The sequence below is a fragment of the Salinimonas profundi genome, assembly GCF_014750655.1.
GTDB classification, from domain to species: Bacteria; Pseudomonadota; Gammaproteobacteria; order Enterobacterales; family Alteromonadaceae; genus Alteromonas; species Alteromonas profundi_A.
In genome coordinates, this window is record NZ_JABBXD010000008.1 from 133603 (window position 1) to 152006 (window position 18404).

Here is an 18404-nt window from a genome sequence, read left to right on the forward strand (position 1 = left end):
CGTGTTACTACTTATTGATAATTTCGATTCGTTTACTCACAACCTTGCCCGGTATTTTGTCGAACTGGGCGAGGACGTGATGGTTGTGAGAAACAATCAACTTTCCCTGCGTGAAATCGAGGCGCTGGCCCCGCAAAAAATTGTGATATCACCGGGTCCCTGTACGCCAAATCAGTCAGGCATCAGTCTGAAAGTGATTGAGTATGCGTCCGGGCATGTGCCACTGCTTGGTGTCTGCCTTGGCCATCAGGCTATCGGTCAGGTATTTGGTGCCAGAGTGACCAATGCACGGCATATTCTGCATGGCAAAGTCTCCAGCGTGGACCATGCAGGTACGGGTCTGTTTACCAACCTGCCGACACCGTTCAGTGCCACCCGCTATCATTCATTAGTCATTGAGCCCTCGTCTCTGCCCGATGCTTTTCATATTGATGCGTGGGTAGAGGACAGCACCGGCTATCGGGAAATCATGGCCATATCCCATCAAACCCATCCCATCTGGGGAATTCAGTTTCATCCTGAATCATTGCTGACTGAGCACGGCCACACCATGCTCAACAATTTTTTGCTGAAGGCTCAAACCTTTACAGAATCTGCATGAGTTAACCTTTTTGTACTGCTGCCGATAAAAGGTAAGTTATCAACGCCAACTGTCGGGGCAAGACAATGTTAGCTACATGGTCGTCAGAAAATTCAGCCAGTCACTACCTTCCGAAAGGCCCGGAGTTTGCGACGACAAGCACCCGCTCAGGGCAACTCTCGCCAGCAGCGCCTGCTGGCATTGAAGCACAGTTTGAACTATTTATGCTTCAGCCCGACAGAGTTCGCATGACGCGGCGACGACCGGGCGAGGTGAAATTTGAAGATTCAGAGCAAAGCTATGCCCGGCGTCGTTTGCTTGAGATTGAACAGATTGCGCTTAACAGTAAGCTGCGAAATGCCCAAAACAGTGCATCTATCGGTGATAAAATCAGTCAGTCTTTGCACAAATCGGTTCATGATCAAGTCGAACACAGGCTTTCGCGCCCTGCAACGCTGTTTAGCGAGTATGTTGGCTGTACCACCACGATGGCCAGACTGTTTAGTCTGCTACATTCAGATGCTGGCTCAATCACGCAAATTACGCCGCTGATTGCTTCGATCCCCTGGATGGAACATGCGCTTATCAGCGTTGTAAACACGTCTGCTTTTCGCCGCAGGTATGCCCAGGGAAAGTCTGGAACAGTAAAGCAGCTGCGTACCGCGTTAAGTTATCTGGGAATGAATAATTTAGCCGTGCTTATCCCTAAGCTGCTATCTGAACATATTGCCCCAGCATCACGTGACCCATTTCCAAAGCTTTATGAGCAGCATCAGACCTTCACAAACGTTACTTGTGTAGCAGCCGTCCACCTGGCAAGGTACACCGGCCAGAGTGCTAATAGCGCAGCACTTCTGACAACGATGTACTTCATTGCCCGCTCTATTCTGAGCCACATGTTTTTTGCTGAATTTGATACAGCGCACAAGACTATGCTGAACGACGCACGTCTACGTGCTACAAAAAAGCAGTATGCAATTTTAAGCAGCATCGCTCCATCTGCGCATCACCTCCAAGCCCTTATTAAACAAAAAGCCGACATGCTTTGTGCCAGTCTGCTAGGGGTGATTAATATTCCTTCTCAAGCAATAAATGAGACTACACTGGCAATGGCCGGAAACGCTGAAACTTGTTCCCCTTTGACAAAGATTATTGTTCAGGCACGCCAGTATGCCAAAGTACGGATGCTGTTTCGCGCCAGATTGCTTAATAAGGAAACAGGTAAGTTTGCGTTACGATCGCAACATTACCCTGCCGGTTCTCTGGAAATGCTGAAATCTGCCGACATTTTCGAAAATCCGGCTGCGGTTATGTTAACGGCGTGAAAAAAATTTTGTGGATATTCATGCACAGTGAAGCGGCTACCGCTGAATCGTTGTGTATTACCATTACTCATCCCCTCTCCGGCTTTGCGCGTATTCACTCTGTTCTGCGGCCACATTAGATAGTTATTCACTTTTCCTGCAAAACAAGCCAAACCCCTTGAAAATAAAGGGCTTGCAGCTGCATACAGGAAGACAAACGCGGCTGACAATGACATAATATTGACCAAATTTATTTTCTAATTGTGTTTCATGCCTGCGCAAATACGCACCTGAAACGCCTGATAGAGAGGTAATGACCTATGAATGTAACTCGAGCAACGTTTGATGAAGTGATGGTTCCCAACTACAACCCGGCTGGAATGGTACCGGTGCGGGGCGAGGGTTCTCGTGTATGGGATCAGGACGGTGCGGAGTACATCGACTTTGCTGGCGGAATCGCGGTGAATGTACTGGGTCACTGTCACCCTGAGCTGGTTAAAGCATTAACCGAGCAAGGCAACAAGCTGTGGCACCTGAGTAATGTATTTACCAACGAGCCAGCCCTTCGTCTGGCTACTAAGCTAACGGAAGCGACTTTTGCTGATCGCGTTTATTTCGCGAACTCCGGCGCTGAAGCCAATGAAGCGGCGCTGAAACTTGCGCGTCGCTGGGCACTGGACAAATTTGGCGAAGAAAAAAATCAGATTATTGCATTTAACAAAGGTTTCCATGGCCGTACTTTTTTCACGGTTACCGTGGGTGGTCAGTCTGCTTACTCGGATGGCTTTGGTCCGAAGCCGGGTGCGGTCGACCATTGCGAATACAATAACCTTGAAGCATTTGAAAAGCTGATTTCTGACAAAACATGTGCGGTAATGATGGAACCGCTACAAGGTGAAGGCGGTATTATTTCTCCTGATCCGGAGTTTGTTAAAGGCGTCCGTGAGTTGTGTAATAAGCACAATGCGCTACTTATCTTTGATGAAGTGCAGTCTGGCGTAGGCCGTACAGGTCACCTCTATGCCTATATGGGCCTGGACGTCACACCTGACATTCTGACATCGGCCAAATCATTGGGCGGTGGCTTCCCCATTGGCGCCATGCTGACAACAACGGCAATTGCTGAGCATCTGAAACCAGGCACACACGGTAGTACTTATGGCGGCAACCCATTAGCCTGCGCAGTTGCTGAAAAAGCATTAGATATTGTCAATACCCGTGAGGTACTTAGCGGTGTTGAAGCCAAAGAAGCCCTGTACCGTGAGCTTTTAGGCAAAATTAACGACAAATACAATGTCTTTGAAGAAATTCGCGGTAAAGGCATGTTGTTAGGCTGTGCACTGAACAAAGACTACGAAGGCCGTGCCCGCGACTTCCTGGTTGCGTCAGCTAACGAACACCTGATGGTACTGGTAGCCGGTGCCAATGTTGTACGTTTTGCGCCGTCTCTGATCATTCCGGAAGAAGATATCCGTGAAGGTCTGGCGCGTTTTGAGCGTGCGGTTGCCGCTGTTGTTGAAGCCAAGTAAATAACCAGTTGAGTAAGCGAACATGAATATCATTCGCCCAATCAGACAAAGCGATTATTCGTCGTTGCACGAAATTGCCGTGGAATCTGGCATCGGCTTTACTTCATTGCCGGTCAATGAAGAGCTGCTGAAAAATAAAATTGAGCGCGCAGAAGCCGGCTTTACCAGTCAGGTTAGCCAACCTGGCTGCGAGTCCTATTTGTTTGTGATGGAAGATACCCAGACGGGTAAAGTGGTAGGAACGACGGGTATCGAGGCAGCGGTAGGCCTGGACGATGCATTCTACCATTACCATCTGGGTAAGGTTGTTCACGCGTCCCGGGAACTGAATATTCACAACACAGTGGATATTCTGACATTTTGCAATGATTACACCGGCGTGACTGAGATCTGTACGCTATTTTTGCGAGAATGCGCACGAGGCGGCATCAATGGTCGTTTTCTGTCAAAAGTCAGATTTTTGTTCATGATGGAACATCGGGAACGTTTTTCCGAAACCATCATTGCCGAAATGCGCGGTGTTAGTGACGAAGAAGGGCGTTCTCCGTTCTGGCAATGGTTGGAAGAGCACTTTTTCTCGATGGATTTCCCCACCGCGGATTATTTATCAGGAATTGGCAATAAGGTCTTTATTGCAGAGCTTATGCCCAAATATCCTATTTATGTCAGCTTACTGAGTCAGCGCGCCCAGGAAGTGATTGGTCAGGTTCACGAAAAAACACGGCCGGCGCTGCAGCTTCTGCAAGAGGAAGGCTTTAGCTGTCGAGGCTACGTCGATATTTTCGATGCCGGCCCGACGGTTGAGGCTAATCTGACACATATTCGTACTGCGCAGGAAAGCCGCAAATTGCCCATCATTATTGATGACCAGACAGCGGCTCAGGGACGTAGCTATTATATTATCAATACATCGGTAGATGATTTCAGAGCGGTTGCTACAGAGATGGTAGTCAGTGAAGAACAGCAGGTCGCCGTTATTTCGCGCCAGGCAGCCGCCGCATTAAATATCAATGCCGGCGAGTACGTGCGCTTTGCGCCCGTACATTCAAGAAATTAATACAGGATAACTACATGCAAACGACACACTTTATCAATGGTGAATGGGTCGCAGGTGAAGGACACGACATCACGTCCACCGATCCGGCAAAGAACGCAGTTATCTGGGAAGGTAAATCTGCCTCCGCCCAGCAGGTCGACAGTGCCATTTCAGCAGCGCGACAGGCATCCCCGGAATGGGCCAGAAAAACCGTTGATGAGCGGTTGGCTATCATCAAAAAGTTCGGTGAACTGTTAGAGCAGAATAAAGACGCACTGGCTAAAGTCATTGCCAGAGAAACCGGCAAACCTGAGTGGGAAACTGCCACTGAGGTGGGTGCCATGATGGGTAAGATCGGCATCTCTGAAAAAGCATATAATGAGCGTACCGGTACGGTTGAAAACGCGATGCCCGTCGGCAAAGCTTTTATCCGTCATAAACCGCATGGTGTAGTTGCGGTGTTCGGGCCTTATAACTTCCCGGGCCACCTGCCAAACGGACATATCGTTCCGGCTTTACTGGCGGGTAATACGGTTATCTTTAAGCCCAGCGACCTGACTCCCATGGTCGCTCAGGAAACCATCAAGCTATGGGAACAAGCTGGTTTGCCTAAGGGTGTTCTGAACCTGGTACAGGGTGAAGTAGAAACAGGCAAGGCGCTGGCTTCACACGCTGGGATTGATGGCTTGTTTTTCACTGGCAGCTCGCGCACTGGAAAAATGCTGCACGAACAGTTTGCCGGTCATCCGGGTAAAATTCTGGCCCTGGAAATGGGCGGTAATAACCCGCTTATTGTTAAGGAAGTCGAAGATACTGAAGCAGCAGTGCACGATATTGTGCAATCTGCGTATATAACGTCAGGGCAACGCTGCACTTGTGCACGTCGGGTCTTCATTCCGGCAACCGAACAGGGTGATACCATTCTGTCACGGTTGATCGAAGTGACTAAAGATATCCATGTTGACGAATATGATGCGCAGGAACAACCGTTCATGGGCGCCATGATTTCGGCACACGCTGCGAAACTTATGGTTGATGCACAGCAACAACTGGTAGATATGGGCGCTAAAGTACTGCTTCCGCTGGAACAGCGCGATCCTAAAAAGGGTTTTGCGACGCCCGGGATTATCGATGTAACGGACATGCTGGATAAGCTCCCGGACGAAGAGCATTTTGGCCCCTTAATCAAAGTCATTCGCTACACCGACTTTGATAGTGCCATTGAAGAAGCGAACAACACCAGCTTTGGCTTGTCAGCGGGTCTGATCAGCGACAGTGCCGATGACTGGCAGTACTTTTTCGAGCGTATCCGCGCGGGCATCGTTAACTGGAACCGTCCTATCACCGGCGCAAGCAGTGCAGCCCCCTTCGGCGGCGTAGGCGAAAGTGGTAACCATCGCGCCAGCGCATTTTATGCAGCAGACTACTGTGCGTATCCGGTAGCATCTGTTGAGCTTGAAAAGGTGACACTACCAGGCAAATTGAGTCCTGGCCTGACCATGTAAGAGGGAGTTTTTATGCATTCTAATGTCGATACCCTGTTCGAAAATTTGTGGGAAGACTATGTAGATATCACCCCATCTGCTTACAAGATTCATGAATTGTTGGCAGATAGTGAAAATGACGACGAGATTGTGAATGATCATGTCGCGTTTCGTACCTTTAATTTGCCAAAAACGTCGCTGGACAAACTCGCGGCACATTTTCTGGCATTAGGTTACGAAGAAAAAGGTAATTACGATTTTGAGGCGAAAAAGCTGGATGCCAAGCATTTTGAGCATCCCGACGAAACTAAGCCCAAAGTTTTTATCAGCGAGCTTCGTGTTCAGGATCTCTCTGAAAAAGCTCAGAAAATCATTCACCATCTCGTAGAGCAAATGGATGACGACGCTGTAAAAGCGGACAACTTTTTGTATTCAGGCAAGCACTGGACAGTGTCTAAAGCGGAATACGATATGTTGCTGGAAGAGTCTGAGTATGCGGCCTGGCTGGCGGCGTGGGGCTTTCGCGCAAACCACTTTACAGTGAGCGTGAACTTCCTGAAAAAGACGCAGGAGCTCACTGACGTTAACCAGATGCTTAAAGACGCGGGCTTCACCCTGAACGACTCAGGCGGTGAGATCAAAGGCGGCGAATCTGTTTATCTGGCACAGTCCTCTACCATGGCTGACCACGCCTACGTGAAATTTGAAGCGGAATCTAAAATGATTCCAAGCTGTTTTTACGAGTTTGCTCAGCGCTACAAGATGCCGGATGGTAAATACTACAAGGGATTTGTTGCCGCTTCGGCCGATAAAATCTTTGAAAGTACCAATGCTAAGTAACAGATAAATAGCATTAAAAAAGCCTTAACAGTTACTGTTAAGGCTTTTTTGTATGTCTGTCGTCAACTTAGCTGACGGACAGGCTGAATTCATAGGTATGTGGTGTTGACGTTTTAAATGTCTCACGCTTAAGTGCATCACCAAAATGATCGGCTGCAGCATCCATCAGCCCTTCTGCCAGCGCATACAAATCTCTGGTGGAAAAATAGCGTAACCGCATCGCCTTCTCGGTACGTGACAACACGGTAAACTGGGGCAGATCGGCATCCGGATACAGCTTCTTTACCTGAACATGAATATCATCATCCAGTACCTCAAGTGCATCGAGCAGGCTCTCACGCCCAGCCATTACCTGTCCGTGAGACTGCGCAAGCCGCCCAAATAGATAATAGCCGAAATCATGCTGAAGCGCTTCCTGCGTTTTGCCCGTCTTTTTTTCAAGCACATTCAGGATTTTAACCAGTTCTGCGAATGGATAACGCCCCACTGCGGTGTAAGCGCCCTGACTGTCTAACCCTGCTTCGGTAATCACTTCATCAGCAAATTCCGGAGATACCTTTTCTTCGAGCATTTCAATAAGCGATGTAAACACAATACCTAACATCAGATGATACTCAGACGGTTAATTTTAAGAGTGTAGTTCAGTGATGTCAGAACCACCACTGAGTACGCGCACATACCACTTATTCCGGCTCATCCGGCACATCATTGCTTTGAGCAGGGATGATTTGAATCTCGTCGACCCGCTGTAATCCGCGAGGCAGTTTATTGCCTCTGCGCCCGCGCTCACCACGATAATGCTCCAGGTCGGAGGGCGTCAGCGTCATGTTGCGCTTTCCAGCGTGTACCTTCACAGAGGCCCCTTGTGGGACTACCGTAAGCACTTTGACAAACTCCTCGCGGCTTTGCGCCTTGGCAGAGGGAATATTAATAATTTTGTTGCCTTTACCCTTGCCCAAACTAGGCAGGTCCGTTAACGGGAAGAGCAGCATCCTGCCTTCGTTAGAGATTGCCATACACAAATCAGTATCGGGTTGAGTAACTGTTACCGGCGCAAGTACTTTGGCAGCTTTAGGAAGGCTCAGGTAAGCTTTGCCCGCTTTATTTTTACTGACCATGTCAGCAAACGTGCCGACAAAGCCGTAGCCGGCATCCGACGCCATCAAGAAGCGCTGTTCATCCGCGCCCATCAGGACGTGGGTAAATTGCTCGCCGCCAACAATGTTGAATCGTCCGGTCAGGGGCTCTCCCTGACTCCTGGCTGATGGCAGCGCATGGGCGTCGCACGCAAAGGTGCGACCGGATGAATCCAGGAACACGGCAGGCTGGTTACTGCGCCCCTTGGCGCTGGCCTGATAGGCGTCGCCCGCCTTGTAATTTAGCCCTTCCACGTCAACATCATGACCTTTGGCTGCACGTGCCCAGCCTTTTTCGGACAAGACTACCGTTACCGCCTCACTCGGAATAAGCTCTTTTTCAGATAAGGCTTTGGCTTCCACCCGCTCAACCAGCGGTGAACGACGATCATCACCGTAGGTTTCAGCATCAGATAAAATCTCTTTCTTAACCAGTGTTTTCAGGCGCCGATCTGATCCCAGAATCAGCTCCAGTTTATCGCGCTCTGCTTCAAGCTCTGACTGTTCACCGCGGATTTTCATCTCTTCAAGTTTGGCAAGATGACGAAGTTTCAGCTCCAGAATGGCTTCGGCTTGTTTGTCCGACAAAGAAAAACGCTGGATCAGCTCTGGCTTGGGCTTGTCATAGGTACGAATGATCTCAATCACTTCGTCAATGTTTAAGAACGCAACCAGTAAACCTTCAAGGATGTGCAGTCTTGCCAGCACCTTTTCCAGCCGATAGGAAAGACGCCGCGTCACCGTATCCTTCCGGTACTCCAGCCATTCAGTCAAAATCGTGCGCAGATCTTTGACCTGAGGCCGGCCATCCAGCCCAATCATATTCAGGTTAACCCGGTAATTCTTTTCGAGGTCGGTCGTTGCAAACAGGTGCTGCATCAACTGCTGTACGTCTACCCGGTTGGAGCGCGGAGTGATAACCAGGCGCGTCGGATTCTCATGGTCGGATTCATCACGCAAATCACTGACCATCGGCAGTTTCTTCGTCTGCATCTGTGCGGCAATCTGCTCCAGTACCTTGGCACCGGAAGCCTGATGCGGCAATGCTGTAATGATAATGTCACCAGCTTCTTCGCGATACACAGCTCGCATTTTAATGCTGCCGCGGCCGGTTTCGTACAGTTTGGTAATATCATCACGCGGCGTGATTATTTCCGCTTCAGTTGGATAGTCAGGCCCCTGAACCAGTGCCAGAATTTCTTCCATACTGGTTTTGCTGTTATCCAGCAGCGCCGCACAGGCCTGGGCCAGTTCGCGCACATTGTGTGGCGGAATATCGGTGGCCATCCCTACCGCAATGCCGCTTACTCCGTTTAACAGAATATGGGGCAAACGTGCAGGCAGTACTTTGGGCTCGTTAAGTGTGCCGTCGAAGTTGGGCATCCAGTCAACGGTACCCTGCCCCAACTCATTAAGCAGCACTTCGGAGAAGCGTGACAACCGCGCTTCGGTATAACGCATTGCAGCAAATGACTTGGGATCATCCGGCGCGCCCCAGTTGCCCTGACCATCCACCAGCGGGTAGCGATAGGAAAATGACTGCGCCATTAACACCATGGCTTCATAACAGGCAGAGTCGCCATGGGGATGAAATTTACCCAGCACGTCCCCGACCGTTCTGGCCGACTTCTTATATTTCGCGGCGGCGTTAAGCCCCAAGTCGGACATCGCATAGATAATTCGCCGCTGAACCGGCTTAAGGCCATCGGCAATATTGGGAAGCGCCCTGTCCATGATGACGTACATGGAATAGTTTAGGTAAGCATCTTCTGTAAAACGGCGTAACGGGAGTTGTTCGACCCCGTCCTGACTAATCGTGATCTGGTCGCTCATGGAATATATCGTTATTGTTTAATACCACTGCATCTAGCGCCATTGTGGGGCAAAGCGGGGGGTAACGCAACTGGCTGTGCATGGCACGTGATAATTCACTATACGTGATGTACCGTTCATCTAAGTTTTGATATCCACCCTGAAGTGGTGTTTTAATAGACGCTTCGATGTTTACTGATTCTGGCCCCATGCGCGTTGCACCTATAATCTGGTTTTTATTCATTTTTTTATCTGCGGTCTTTCCGGCGCAGGCACAGACAACCATCCAATTGTTTGACGAAGATGCCAGCGTTGATCTGTCTGGTAATTATGCGATTTACAGCGAGGGCGATACGCCACTGACCATTGGCGAGATTCTGGAAAATAAAAAAGAGTTTCAGTGGTATACCGAAAATAATCCTAATTTCGGTTTTCGTGAGAACGGTATTTGGTTATCAAATCGCATCAGTAATGTCAGCAACTTATCCAACTGGGTTTTCAGTATTAACTTTAGTCAGTTAGATAAGGTTGATTTTTATCTGGTCGCTGATGATGAGGTAATCCTGCAAAGTCATCAGGGTAAATTACAGTCAGAGCAACGCTTCAGAGTGCCTACATTACGGGCTGATTTACCGGTTGCTACTCCATTGGAATTGTACATCCGGGTGCAAAGTCACTCATCCAGTCTCATTGTCCCGCTTAATGTCACACCTGAGCCAATCCATAGTGCCCAATGGCAAATCGACAGCACCATGTGGGGGCTGTTCTATGGCGGACTGTTTATTCTTGCCATTTACAACCTGGTGCTTTTTTTCCAGGTCAGGGAAGCCAGCCTGCTTGCCTATGTGGGGTATATTATGGCGGTTATTATCTGGCAGATTGTCTGGGGCGGTCATATTCAGGTCTTTACCGCCGGCCCTTCGCCTGCCTGGCTAGCCAGTCATACTGAGTTAATCTTTACCATCATCGGTATGAGCTCGGGCATCTTCTCTGTGTTATTTCTCAATACTAAGAAGAACGCGTCTACCGCGCACCCCATTGTGATGTCGCTGCTAGGAGCGCAGGCGCTAGTCGCGCTTATTTGCCTGCTGGGAGTGCTACCCATGACCTGGAAACATAACCTGGTTTATGGGGTGGGAATGGCAGCCATTTGTAGTTACATCTATGCCGGTTTTGAGGCCTTTTTTAACCGCTTCGAGCCTGCCCGTTATTTTATTTTTGCCTGGACGATGCTGGCAGCCGGCGCAGTTACAGGAATGCTGAGCCTGGTTGGGCTTTTACCCTCCAACCAGTTCACAACCTACTGCTTTCAGGTGGGCGTATTTCTGGAATCGGCGCTGTTTTCTGTCGCGCTGATGGAAAAAAGTCGCGGTCAGCTTGAATCAGAAGTGCAACAGGCTACCGATGATCTGCGCAATAATATGGAGCTGATTGAGGAGCAGAACGCACGTCTGGATATTGCCCGCAAAGACGCCATTAAAGCCAGTAACGTCAAATCGCAGTTTCTGGCCAATATGAGTCACGAGATTCGTACCCCCCTCAACGCCATCCTGGGCTTCAGCCGGGAACTGGGTAATGCGACGTTGCCGGCCGACCAGCAGGAGCAGGTACGTATTGTTAATACCGCTGCAGACAACCTGCTTAGCATCGTGAACGATGTGTTGGATTTTTCTAAAATTGAAGCTGGCAAACTGCAAATTAACAATCAGCCCTTTTCACCGATTAAGGAGCTGGAAGAGCTGGTTACTATCATGTCCAAATCGGCTCACTCCAAACGGCTGGAGTTTGTTTTTGACATGGATCCGTTGCCTGAAAAGCTCATCGGGGATCTGTTCAGAATTAAGCAGGTACTCAATAACCTGCTGAGCAACGCACTGAAATTCACCTCCAGTGGCTCAGTGGCGCTGAGAGTCAAAAACAAAGCGCTGGCGCACGGGCTACAAGAGATTGAGTTTATTATCGAAGACACGGGTATAGGTATTAGCCGTGAAGGTCGTAAAAAGCTGTTCAGCGCCTTTTCCCAGTTGGATGACTCTACCAACCGCAGCTATCAGGGCACCGGTTTGGGACTGGTGATTTGTCGCGAGCTGGTGAGACTGATGCGCGGTAACATGAACCTGCGCAGTGAGCCCGGACTAGGCAGCACCTTCACCATCACGCTGAAAATGAACCGCCTCAGTCATAAATATTCCATGATGCCTAACAGTCGCTGGCAGGATAAACGCGTGGTGGTTTTTGACCCGATACCGGAAACGCGTCGGGCAACTGCCACCATGCTTTACAACTTAGGCGCCCGGGTAACCAGTGTCGAAAGTCTGGACTTTCTTAAATCCCTGTCTTTCACCCCGGACTATCTGTTTGCCACGTTACCGGTCAGTAAGCTGGATTGTCGCGATGCCATGCTGGGAGAGCTGGTCCAGATTCGCGCCATGCAACGCGTTTTATGGTATTCCGGCTCCGAGCCGTTTAATCAGTACCCCAGCCTGACCCAGCATTTCCACTCGCAGATACGAATGCCGGTCACCCTGACAAAACTCGAAGATTTGCTTCATCATAAAACCACGCAGCATAAAAACCCGCTGCAATCGAAGCTGGACAGTCTGCCAAGAGCGCGGGTGCTGGCCGTGGATGATATGGAGATGAATCTGAAATTACTGCAAACGTGGCTTCGTAGCAGCCCACTTGAGTTAACGGTATGCACCAGCGGGCTGGAGGCGGCTAACCGTTGTCAGTCGAACGAATATGATATCATTTTGATGGATGTTCAGATGCCGGGCATGGATGGTTTGCAGGCAACAAAACGCATCCGTAAAACAGCATTAAATATGGGTACGCCGATTATTGCGGTGACGGCCCACGCGTTCAAAGAGGAACAAGAGCGTCTGCTTGCATCAGGCATGGATGACTATCTGCCCAAACCCATTGACCAGTCCAGCCTGGTAGAGCTAATCCGGCGCTGGTGTCAGTCCAATGCGCAGCCGTGTAACAGCAAACCCACACTGGACTGGAATCTGGCAGTAGAGCGTACTGAGCGCGATGATGCCACCGCCAGGGAGTTGCTCAGCGATTTTATCCGTTTGCTGCCTGACTCAATAGAAACCATCAAGGCAGGCTGGGAGGATTCGGATTTTCTGGCGATGCAAAAAGAAGTACACCGCCTGCATGGCGCATGCTGTTACACCGGCGTACCGAAATTACAGCAAATCGCCAATGATCTGGAAAGCGCTCTTAAGCGCGATAAGAAAATGCTGGTAGCCGAACTGTTACCGGTCTTTCTGGAAGAGGCCGAGGATGTAGAGGTGGAAGCAACAGAGTGGCTGGGCAAAGCCGCCGGACGCTGAGTCAGGAGCCGACGGAGTCTGTACGTGCCTGCTGACAATCCCGCATAAGGTGAACAAAGTCCACTGGCGGTCTGTCAAGATCCGATGCCGAGACGTAAATATCATAACCGAGGCGGCTGCGAAGCTGCGTCATCCGATTAGCCAGCATTGCTTTTATACCGGTAAGTACTTCACCGGTTTCCAGCGTAAAATGCTTATCGTCGAAAAGTTCCTGATTAAAGCAGTCGCCCGATGCGCAGCTTTTATCGAAGTTATGCAATAACAATGGCCGTTGTTCCATCAGCAGGTGCGTGGCCAGCCGGGGCGAAACGGTATTTAGAAAGGGCGCATACTGCTTAAGGCGAATGCCCACCGCTTCAATGTTTACGTGATCCAGCCCCTGTCTTACCCGGGGGCAGTCCACCCGCTGAACATTGTCCCAGTCAATTACCCAGTTCCCTCGCCGGTGGTGGTAAAGAATGCGCTCAGGAGAGATTTCAATGCTGTGGTCAGGCTCACGTAGCTTGAACCACCCCACCAGCAACGTTACCAGTGACGCACTGGTAAAAAATATGCCTGCAAGGAATAACCAGTCAGGGGCAAAGCTAAGCCAAAGCGCAGAAATCATGAGCGCGACACCACCGATAAATAACGTGGTGATACCGTTGCGCTTTGAGGTAGCCCTTATCAGGATAGGGCCGGTTTCATTCGAAGACATAAAAATAGACTACCAACATTAGAATCGCCCACACGATATACAAACGTATCCGCCGACATTTTTCACACTCAGTATGCCACAGACTGTCAGTCCGTGAGCGGGATTTGTTCTTCTTTTGCACCATTAAGGCTACGTACGCTGGGTTAAGTACTAAAGTTTAGCGTGTCAGGCGGCCTGAAACAAAATGAAGTGAATGTAATTCGACGCAACAGCATCATCCCTAGCAATCCTCTACACATCGCCAACTTTTTGGTATTCTATCGGCGTTTTCGTTTAATGATGAGACTCTCAATGACAGCGTTTACCGGTAACCATATTCTTTCGGTCGATCAGTTTGACCGCGAGGCGATTGAGAAAGTGTTTGAGGTGGCTGCCACCATGCAGCCCTACGCCAAACGTCAAAAGCGCACCACCGTGCTCGACGGTGCAATTCTGGGTAATTTATTCTTTGAGCCAAGCACACGTACCCGCGTAAGTTTTGGTACAGCATTTAACCTGCTGGGCGGAGAAGTGCGCGAGACCACCGGCATGTCCAGCTCGGCACTGGCTAAAGGCGAGTCACTGTATGATACAGCACGCGTGTTGAGCGGCTATTCAGACATTATCGCCATGCGTCACCCAGCGGCCGGCTCGGTAGCAGAATTTGCCCAGGGCAGCCGGGTGCCCGTCATTAACGGCGGCGATGGTGCCAATGAGCACCCCACTCAGGCATTGCTTGACCTGTATACAATCCAGCGTGAACGAGAGTATCAGGGTAAAGGGATTGATGGCTTGCATATCGCCATGATTGGTGACTTGCGGTATGGAAGAACCGTTCATTCACTCTCTCGTTTGCTGAGTCTGTTCAACAACATTCGCTTTACCCTGATATCGCCAAAAGAACTGGCGATGCCTGCACCAATCATTGATGCTATTGAAAATGCCGGCCATCAGCTGACCATTACTGAGCAGCTGGAAGGCAATATGGATGCGGATATTTGTTATCAGACACGCATTCAGGAGGAGCGCTTTCCCTCGCAGGAGGAGGCCAATAAATACCGCGGTAAATTCAGGCTTAACCAGTCAATCTATACCCGTCACTTTCAGTCTAATACCGTCATTATGCACCCGCTTCCCCGCGACTCCCGCGCCGAAGCCAATGAGCTGGATAATGATCTGAACTTAAATCCGAACCTCGCCATATTCAGACAAACTGATAACGGCGTCCTGGTCAGAATGGCGTTGTTTGCCCTGACATTGGGCATTGAAGATAAAGTCGCGCACTACGAGCGTGATGTGGTGTGGTTTAGCAACAAGAGTAGCGAATAATATGCAAAAATCTGAAGCACTGTTTGCCCGAGCGCAAAAAACCATTCCCGGTGGCGTAAACTCGCCGGTCAGAGCGTTTAAAGCGGTGGGCGGAACGCCACGTTTTATCACCAAAGCCGACGGGCCTTATATGTGGGATGCCGATGGCAAGCGCTATATCGACTATGTATTGTCATGGGGCCCGATGGTGCTTGGTCACAATAATGCTAAAATTCGTGAAGCGGTCATCGAAGCCGCCGGCAGCGGATTAAGCTTTGGCGCACCGACCGAAGCTGAAATTCTGATGGCTGAGAAGGTTATCGAAATGGTGCCTTCGATGGAAATGGTGCGAATGGTGAACTCCGGTACCGAGGCGACCATGTCATCAATTCGGATTGCCCGCGGCTATACCGGACGCAACAAAATCGTTAAATTCGAGGGCTGTTATCACGGCCATGCTGATTCATTACTGGTCAAAGCAGGTTCAGGTGCATTGACTATGGGTGTGCCCAGCTCTCCGGGCGTGCCTGCAGAAGTTGCTCAGCATACTCTCACCGTTGAGTTTAATAACCTTGAAAGCGTAGAGGCCGTATTCAGAGAGCACGGCGACGATATTGCCTGTATTATTGTTGAGCCTGTAGCCGGAAATATGAACTGCATTCCGCCGGTAGAAGGCTTTTTAGAGGGCTTGCGTGCTATCTGCGATCATCATGGCACTGTGCTGATATTTGACGAGGTCATGACCGGATTCAGAGTGTCCCGTGGCGGTGCGCAGGAACGCTACGGCGTTACACCTGATATCACCTGTTTGGGTAAGGTTATTGGCGGGGGAATGCCGGTCGGCGCATTTGGCGGCAAGCGCGACATCATTACGCATGTTTCACCAACCGGACCGGTTTATCAGGCCGGTACCTTGTCGGGTAACCCGGTAGCAATGGCAGCTGGCATTGCGGCCCTGACACAATTGCAGCAAGACGACTTGTACGACGGCATTTACCGCAGTACTGAACAACTGGTGGAAGGTATGCAGAAGCTGGCAGACAAGCATGGTGTGCCCATGACCACCAACCATGCAGGCAGTATGTTCGGCCTGTTTTTCACCGATGTTGAAAAAGTCGTCAATTACCAGCAAGCTATAAACTGCAACACAGAACAATTTAAGCAGTTTTATCATGGCATGCTGGAACAAGGCGTTTATCTGGCGCCGGCATCCTACGAAGCGGGATTTGTCTCCAGCCAGCATGACAGCGCTGTAATTGAAGAAACACTGCATGCAGCTGATAAGGTATTGGCTGCGTTGTAAATTTGCAGTAAAACGAGAATGGACGTGACCAACGACACCCTGATGTTAATCATTGCAGTAACGATTCTGGCTATCTACGGTGTCGTTGTCACAGTATTGCTGTATCGTCAACGCGCTGCAGCGGGTAAAACTGCCGAAGTACCAGCCCCGGGCCGTCAGCGTCCGGTTGCCGCCAGTGAGCAGGACAAAGAGCGATTATTCGCCCAGCGAGCAGATGATGCACTGAAGCTGACCACGACCTTTCAAAAATTTATTCCCCGGCAGTTTGTCGACCATTTTGCCAAGCATGGCAAAACTGAACTCGCCCTGGGTTATGCGGATGAAGACGAGGTTGCCATCCTGTTTTGTGATATTCGCGGTTTCACCGGTTTATCAGAGCAGATGGTGCCGCAACAGCTTATGAGTTTTTTAAACTCTTACTTTTTGCGCATGAATGAGCCCATCCATCAGAACCGTGGCTTTATTGATAAGTTCATCGGCGATGCGATTATGGCATTGTTTGACCACCCCGGTGGCAATGCGTCACAAAAAGCCACTGATGCACTTAACGCGGCGCTGGATTTGCGCAAAGCGCTGGCCCTTTACAATGAACATCGTAAAAAAAGTGGTTATGAGCCGGTAGATATAGGCATCGGCATTCATTTCGGACCTGTGATCATCGGTACGGTGGGATCAGAAGACAGAATGGATACGACGGTTATTGGCGATAGCGTAAATATTGCTTACCGGCTTGAAACCCTGTCCCCGATTTACCACGCCGATATTATTGTCAGTGCCACTACACTGAATGTTATCGATAGTGCCAACTCCCGCGCAACACGATTACTTGACTGGGTGAGGGTGAAGGGCAGACAGGCGCCCATTGAAATTTATGAGGTGCTGAATCATCTGCCAGACGAGCAACAGCAGGAAAAGATAGCCGCCGATGCCGCGATTCGCGCCGGCATTAAAATGCGATGTAAGCAGCAATGGCAGGAGGCTATCGACCTGTTTGAAGAAGCCCGGGCACTTAGCTCGCATGATAATCTGGCATCATTGCACATTGCTGCCATTCATCAGCTAAAAGAAACAACGCTCGGTCCGGACTGGGACGGCGCAATAGTGGTAGAAACCATCCACCCGCGCTGATTATTGCACGCCCCGCTTGCGGATAAACGGCACCGAGGGAGCAAAATACGCCCCGCCCGTCTGTGCACTGGTAAAGTCCAGCCATCGATCGTAATCGCCTTCACTGTTTCCATATATCTGACTATGTAGCATTGCCTTGAAAGGTTGGGATGACGCGGCGCAGCTGACAAATACCAGTCCCTGTTCATTTAAATCGCCATAGGGCATTCCCTGCTTGACCAGCGAGGGCAAGTCGCTGTGCGGACCGAGGGTCGAGGCGCGCACGCAGTGCGAAGAATCAGACTGCTCAGCGCTGGGCAGGTTGTGTTCCTGCGTCAGGCCCATGACCTGCTCTTTTTGTCGGGCAGACAAGGTTTGCCACCGTCTTAAATCGTGGCGGTATCGTTGCACGTGCAGATAACTGCCGCCGGCAAACTCAGGCACGTCATCGCCTACCACCGCCACCTCCCGGCGTTTCATGCCCCGGGGATTATCGGCGCCATAGATATAGCCGTTTAGGTCCCGGCCATCTAAATAGCGAAACCCCCGAGTCTGCTCCACCAGCTCGACGTGCAGATGAAGCAAATCCATGATCTCTATACCAATTGCATGACAAATATCCAGTCGGTCGGCGCGTATCTGGATAAACAGATCGGTGGTGGTATCCGGCGCAGAACGATCCTCACACTGCATTTGCGGAAAAGGCGTGAGCGCTTCGGGAATAAGACCGGGGTACAGCTCTGTCCAGTACCCTGCACCGACCGCCACGACACCTGTGACCATCGCCTCAAAGTGTTCATTTTCGTAATGCTCAAAAATATCCAGGACCCGGGCCAGCTTTTCTCTGATTACGTCACTTTCGTCATCCACGACATTCAGCAACAAATACTGCGCATGCAGGTTTGGCTCGGCACATACCCCTTTTTGCGGTTGGCTCACGCGTTTTTC

At 50.2% G+C, this 18404-nt stretch carries 14 protein-coding genes; 10 read left to right on the forward strand and 4 right to left on the reverse strand.

Going from position 1 to position 18404, the window contains the following annotated elements; translation table 11 throughout:
• Window position 1: 1 nt before the first annotated feature.
• From HHX48_RS13920 to HHX48_RS13945, 6 genes are all read left to right on the forward strand, one after another.
• Entirely contained in the window at window positions 2-601 is a 600-nt protein-coding gene (locus tag HHX48_RS13920) for an anthranilate synthase component II (protein ID WP_191026038.1), read from the forward strand.
• Between the two features lie 65 nt (window positions 602-666).
• Window positions 667-1905 carry a hypothetical protein gene (locus HHX48_RS13925; protein ID WP_191026039.1) on the forward strand — a complete coding sequence of 413 codons (1239 nt, stop codon included), beginning with the start codon at window positions 667-669 and terminating at the stop codon, window positions 1903-1905.
• A gap of 299 nt (window positions 1906-2204) precedes the next feature.
• Window positions 2205-3413, forward strand: coding sequence for an aspartate aminotransferase family protein (locus HHX48_RS13930; protein ID WP_191026040.1), 1209 nt, complete (start codon window positions 2205-2207; stop codon window positions 3411-3413).
• 22 nt (window positions 3414-3435) lie between these two features.
• Window positions 3436-4470 carry an arginine N-succinyltransferase gene (astA, locus tag HHX48_RS13935; RefSeq protein ID WP_191026041.1) on the forward strand — a complete coding sequence of 345 codons (1035 nt, stop codon included), beginning with the start codon at window positions 3436-3438 and terminating at the stop codon, window positions 4468-4470.
• Window positions 4471-4484: 14 nt separating this feature from the next.
• Complete coding sequence (astD, locus tag HHX48_RS13940; RefSeq protein ID WP_191026042.1) at window positions 4485-5954, forward strand: succinylglutamate-semialdehyde dehydrogenase; 1470 nt, start codon at window positions 4485-4487, stop codon at window positions 5952-5954.
• A 12-nt stretch (window positions 5955-5966) separates the two neighbouring features.
• Window positions 5967-6773 carry a DUF1338 domain-containing protein gene (locus tag HHX48_RS13945; RefSeq protein WP_191026043.1) on the forward strand — a complete coding sequence of 269 codons (807 nt, stop codon included), beginning with the start codon at window positions 5967-5969 and terminating at the stop codon, window positions 6771-6773.
• Window positions 6774-6840: 67 nt separating this feature from the next.
• Here the strand turns inward: HHX48_RS13945 and HHX48_RS13950 are convergent, their stop codons facing one another.
• Together HHX48_RS13950 and parC are read right to left on the reverse strand one after the other, a co-directional pair.
• A complete protein-coding gene (locus HHX48_RS13950) occupies window positions 6841-7377 on the reverse strand; it encodes a heme NO-binding domain-containing protein (RefSeq protein WP_191026044.1) in 537 nt (178 codons plus the stop codon).
• A 79-nt stretch (window positions 7378-7456) separates the two neighbouring features.
• Entirely contained in the window at window positions 7457-9742 is a 2286-nt protein-coding gene (gene parC, locus HHX48_RS13955) for a DNA topoisomerase IV subunit A (protein WP_191026045.1), read from the reverse strand.
• Window positions 9743-9930: 188 nt separating this feature from the next.
• Here parC and HHX48_RS13960 point away from each other — a divergent pair, with 188 nt between their 5' ends.
• On the forward strand, window positions 9931-13062 hold the full coding sequence (locus HHX48_RS13960) for a hybrid sensor histidine kinase/response regulator (protein WP_191026079.1): 3132 nt from the start codon (window positions 9931-9933) through the stop codon (window positions 13060-13062).
• A 1-nt stretch (window position 13063) separates the two neighbouring features.
• On the opposite strand, the gene HHX48_RS13965 is transcribed toward HHX48_RS13960, so the two are convergent.
• The gene (locus HHX48_RS13965) at window positions 13064-13759 is read right to left on the reverse strand and encodes a DUF2982 domain-containing protein (protein WP_191026046.1); all 696 of its coding nucleotides are present in this window, start codon (window positions 13757-13759) and stop codon (window positions 13064-13066) included.
• Window positions 13760-14050: 291 nt separating this feature from the next.
• On the opposite strand from HHX48_RS13965, the gene HHX48_RS13970 reads away from it, so the two are divergent.
• Genes HHX48_RS13970 through HHX48_RS13980 form a run of 3 tightly spaced genes read left to right on the forward strand, consistent with a single transcriptional unit; the run spans window position 14051 to window position 17477 of the window.
• A complete protein-coding gene (locus tag HHX48_RS13970) occupies window positions 14051-15067 on the forward strand; it encodes an aspartate carbamoyltransferase (RefSeq protein WP_191026047.1) in 1017 nt (338 codons plus the stop codon).
• Window position 15068: 1 nt separating this feature from the next.
• Window positions 15069-16349, forward strand: a complete 1281-nt coding sequence (gene hemL / locus HHX48_RS13975; RefSeq protein WP_191026048.1) for a glutamate-1-semialdehyde 2,1-aminomutase — start codon at window positions 15069-15071, stop codon at window positions 16347-16349.
• Window positions 16350-16367: 18 nt separating this feature from the next.
• Window positions 16368-17477: an adenylate/guanylate cyclase domain-containing protein gene (locus HHX48_RS13980; protein ID WP_223858382.1), complete on the forward strand. Its 1110-nt coding sequence runs from the start codon at window positions 16368-16370 to the stop codon at window positions 17475-17477.
• On the opposite strand, the gene HHX48_RS13985 is transcribed toward HHX48_RS13980, so the two are convergent.
• Entirely contained in the window at window positions 17478-18395 is a 918-nt protein-coding gene (locus tag HHX48_RS13985; RefSeq protein WP_191026049.1) for a Dyp-type peroxidase, read from the reverse strand.
• Window positions 18396-18404: the final 9 nt, after the last annotated feature.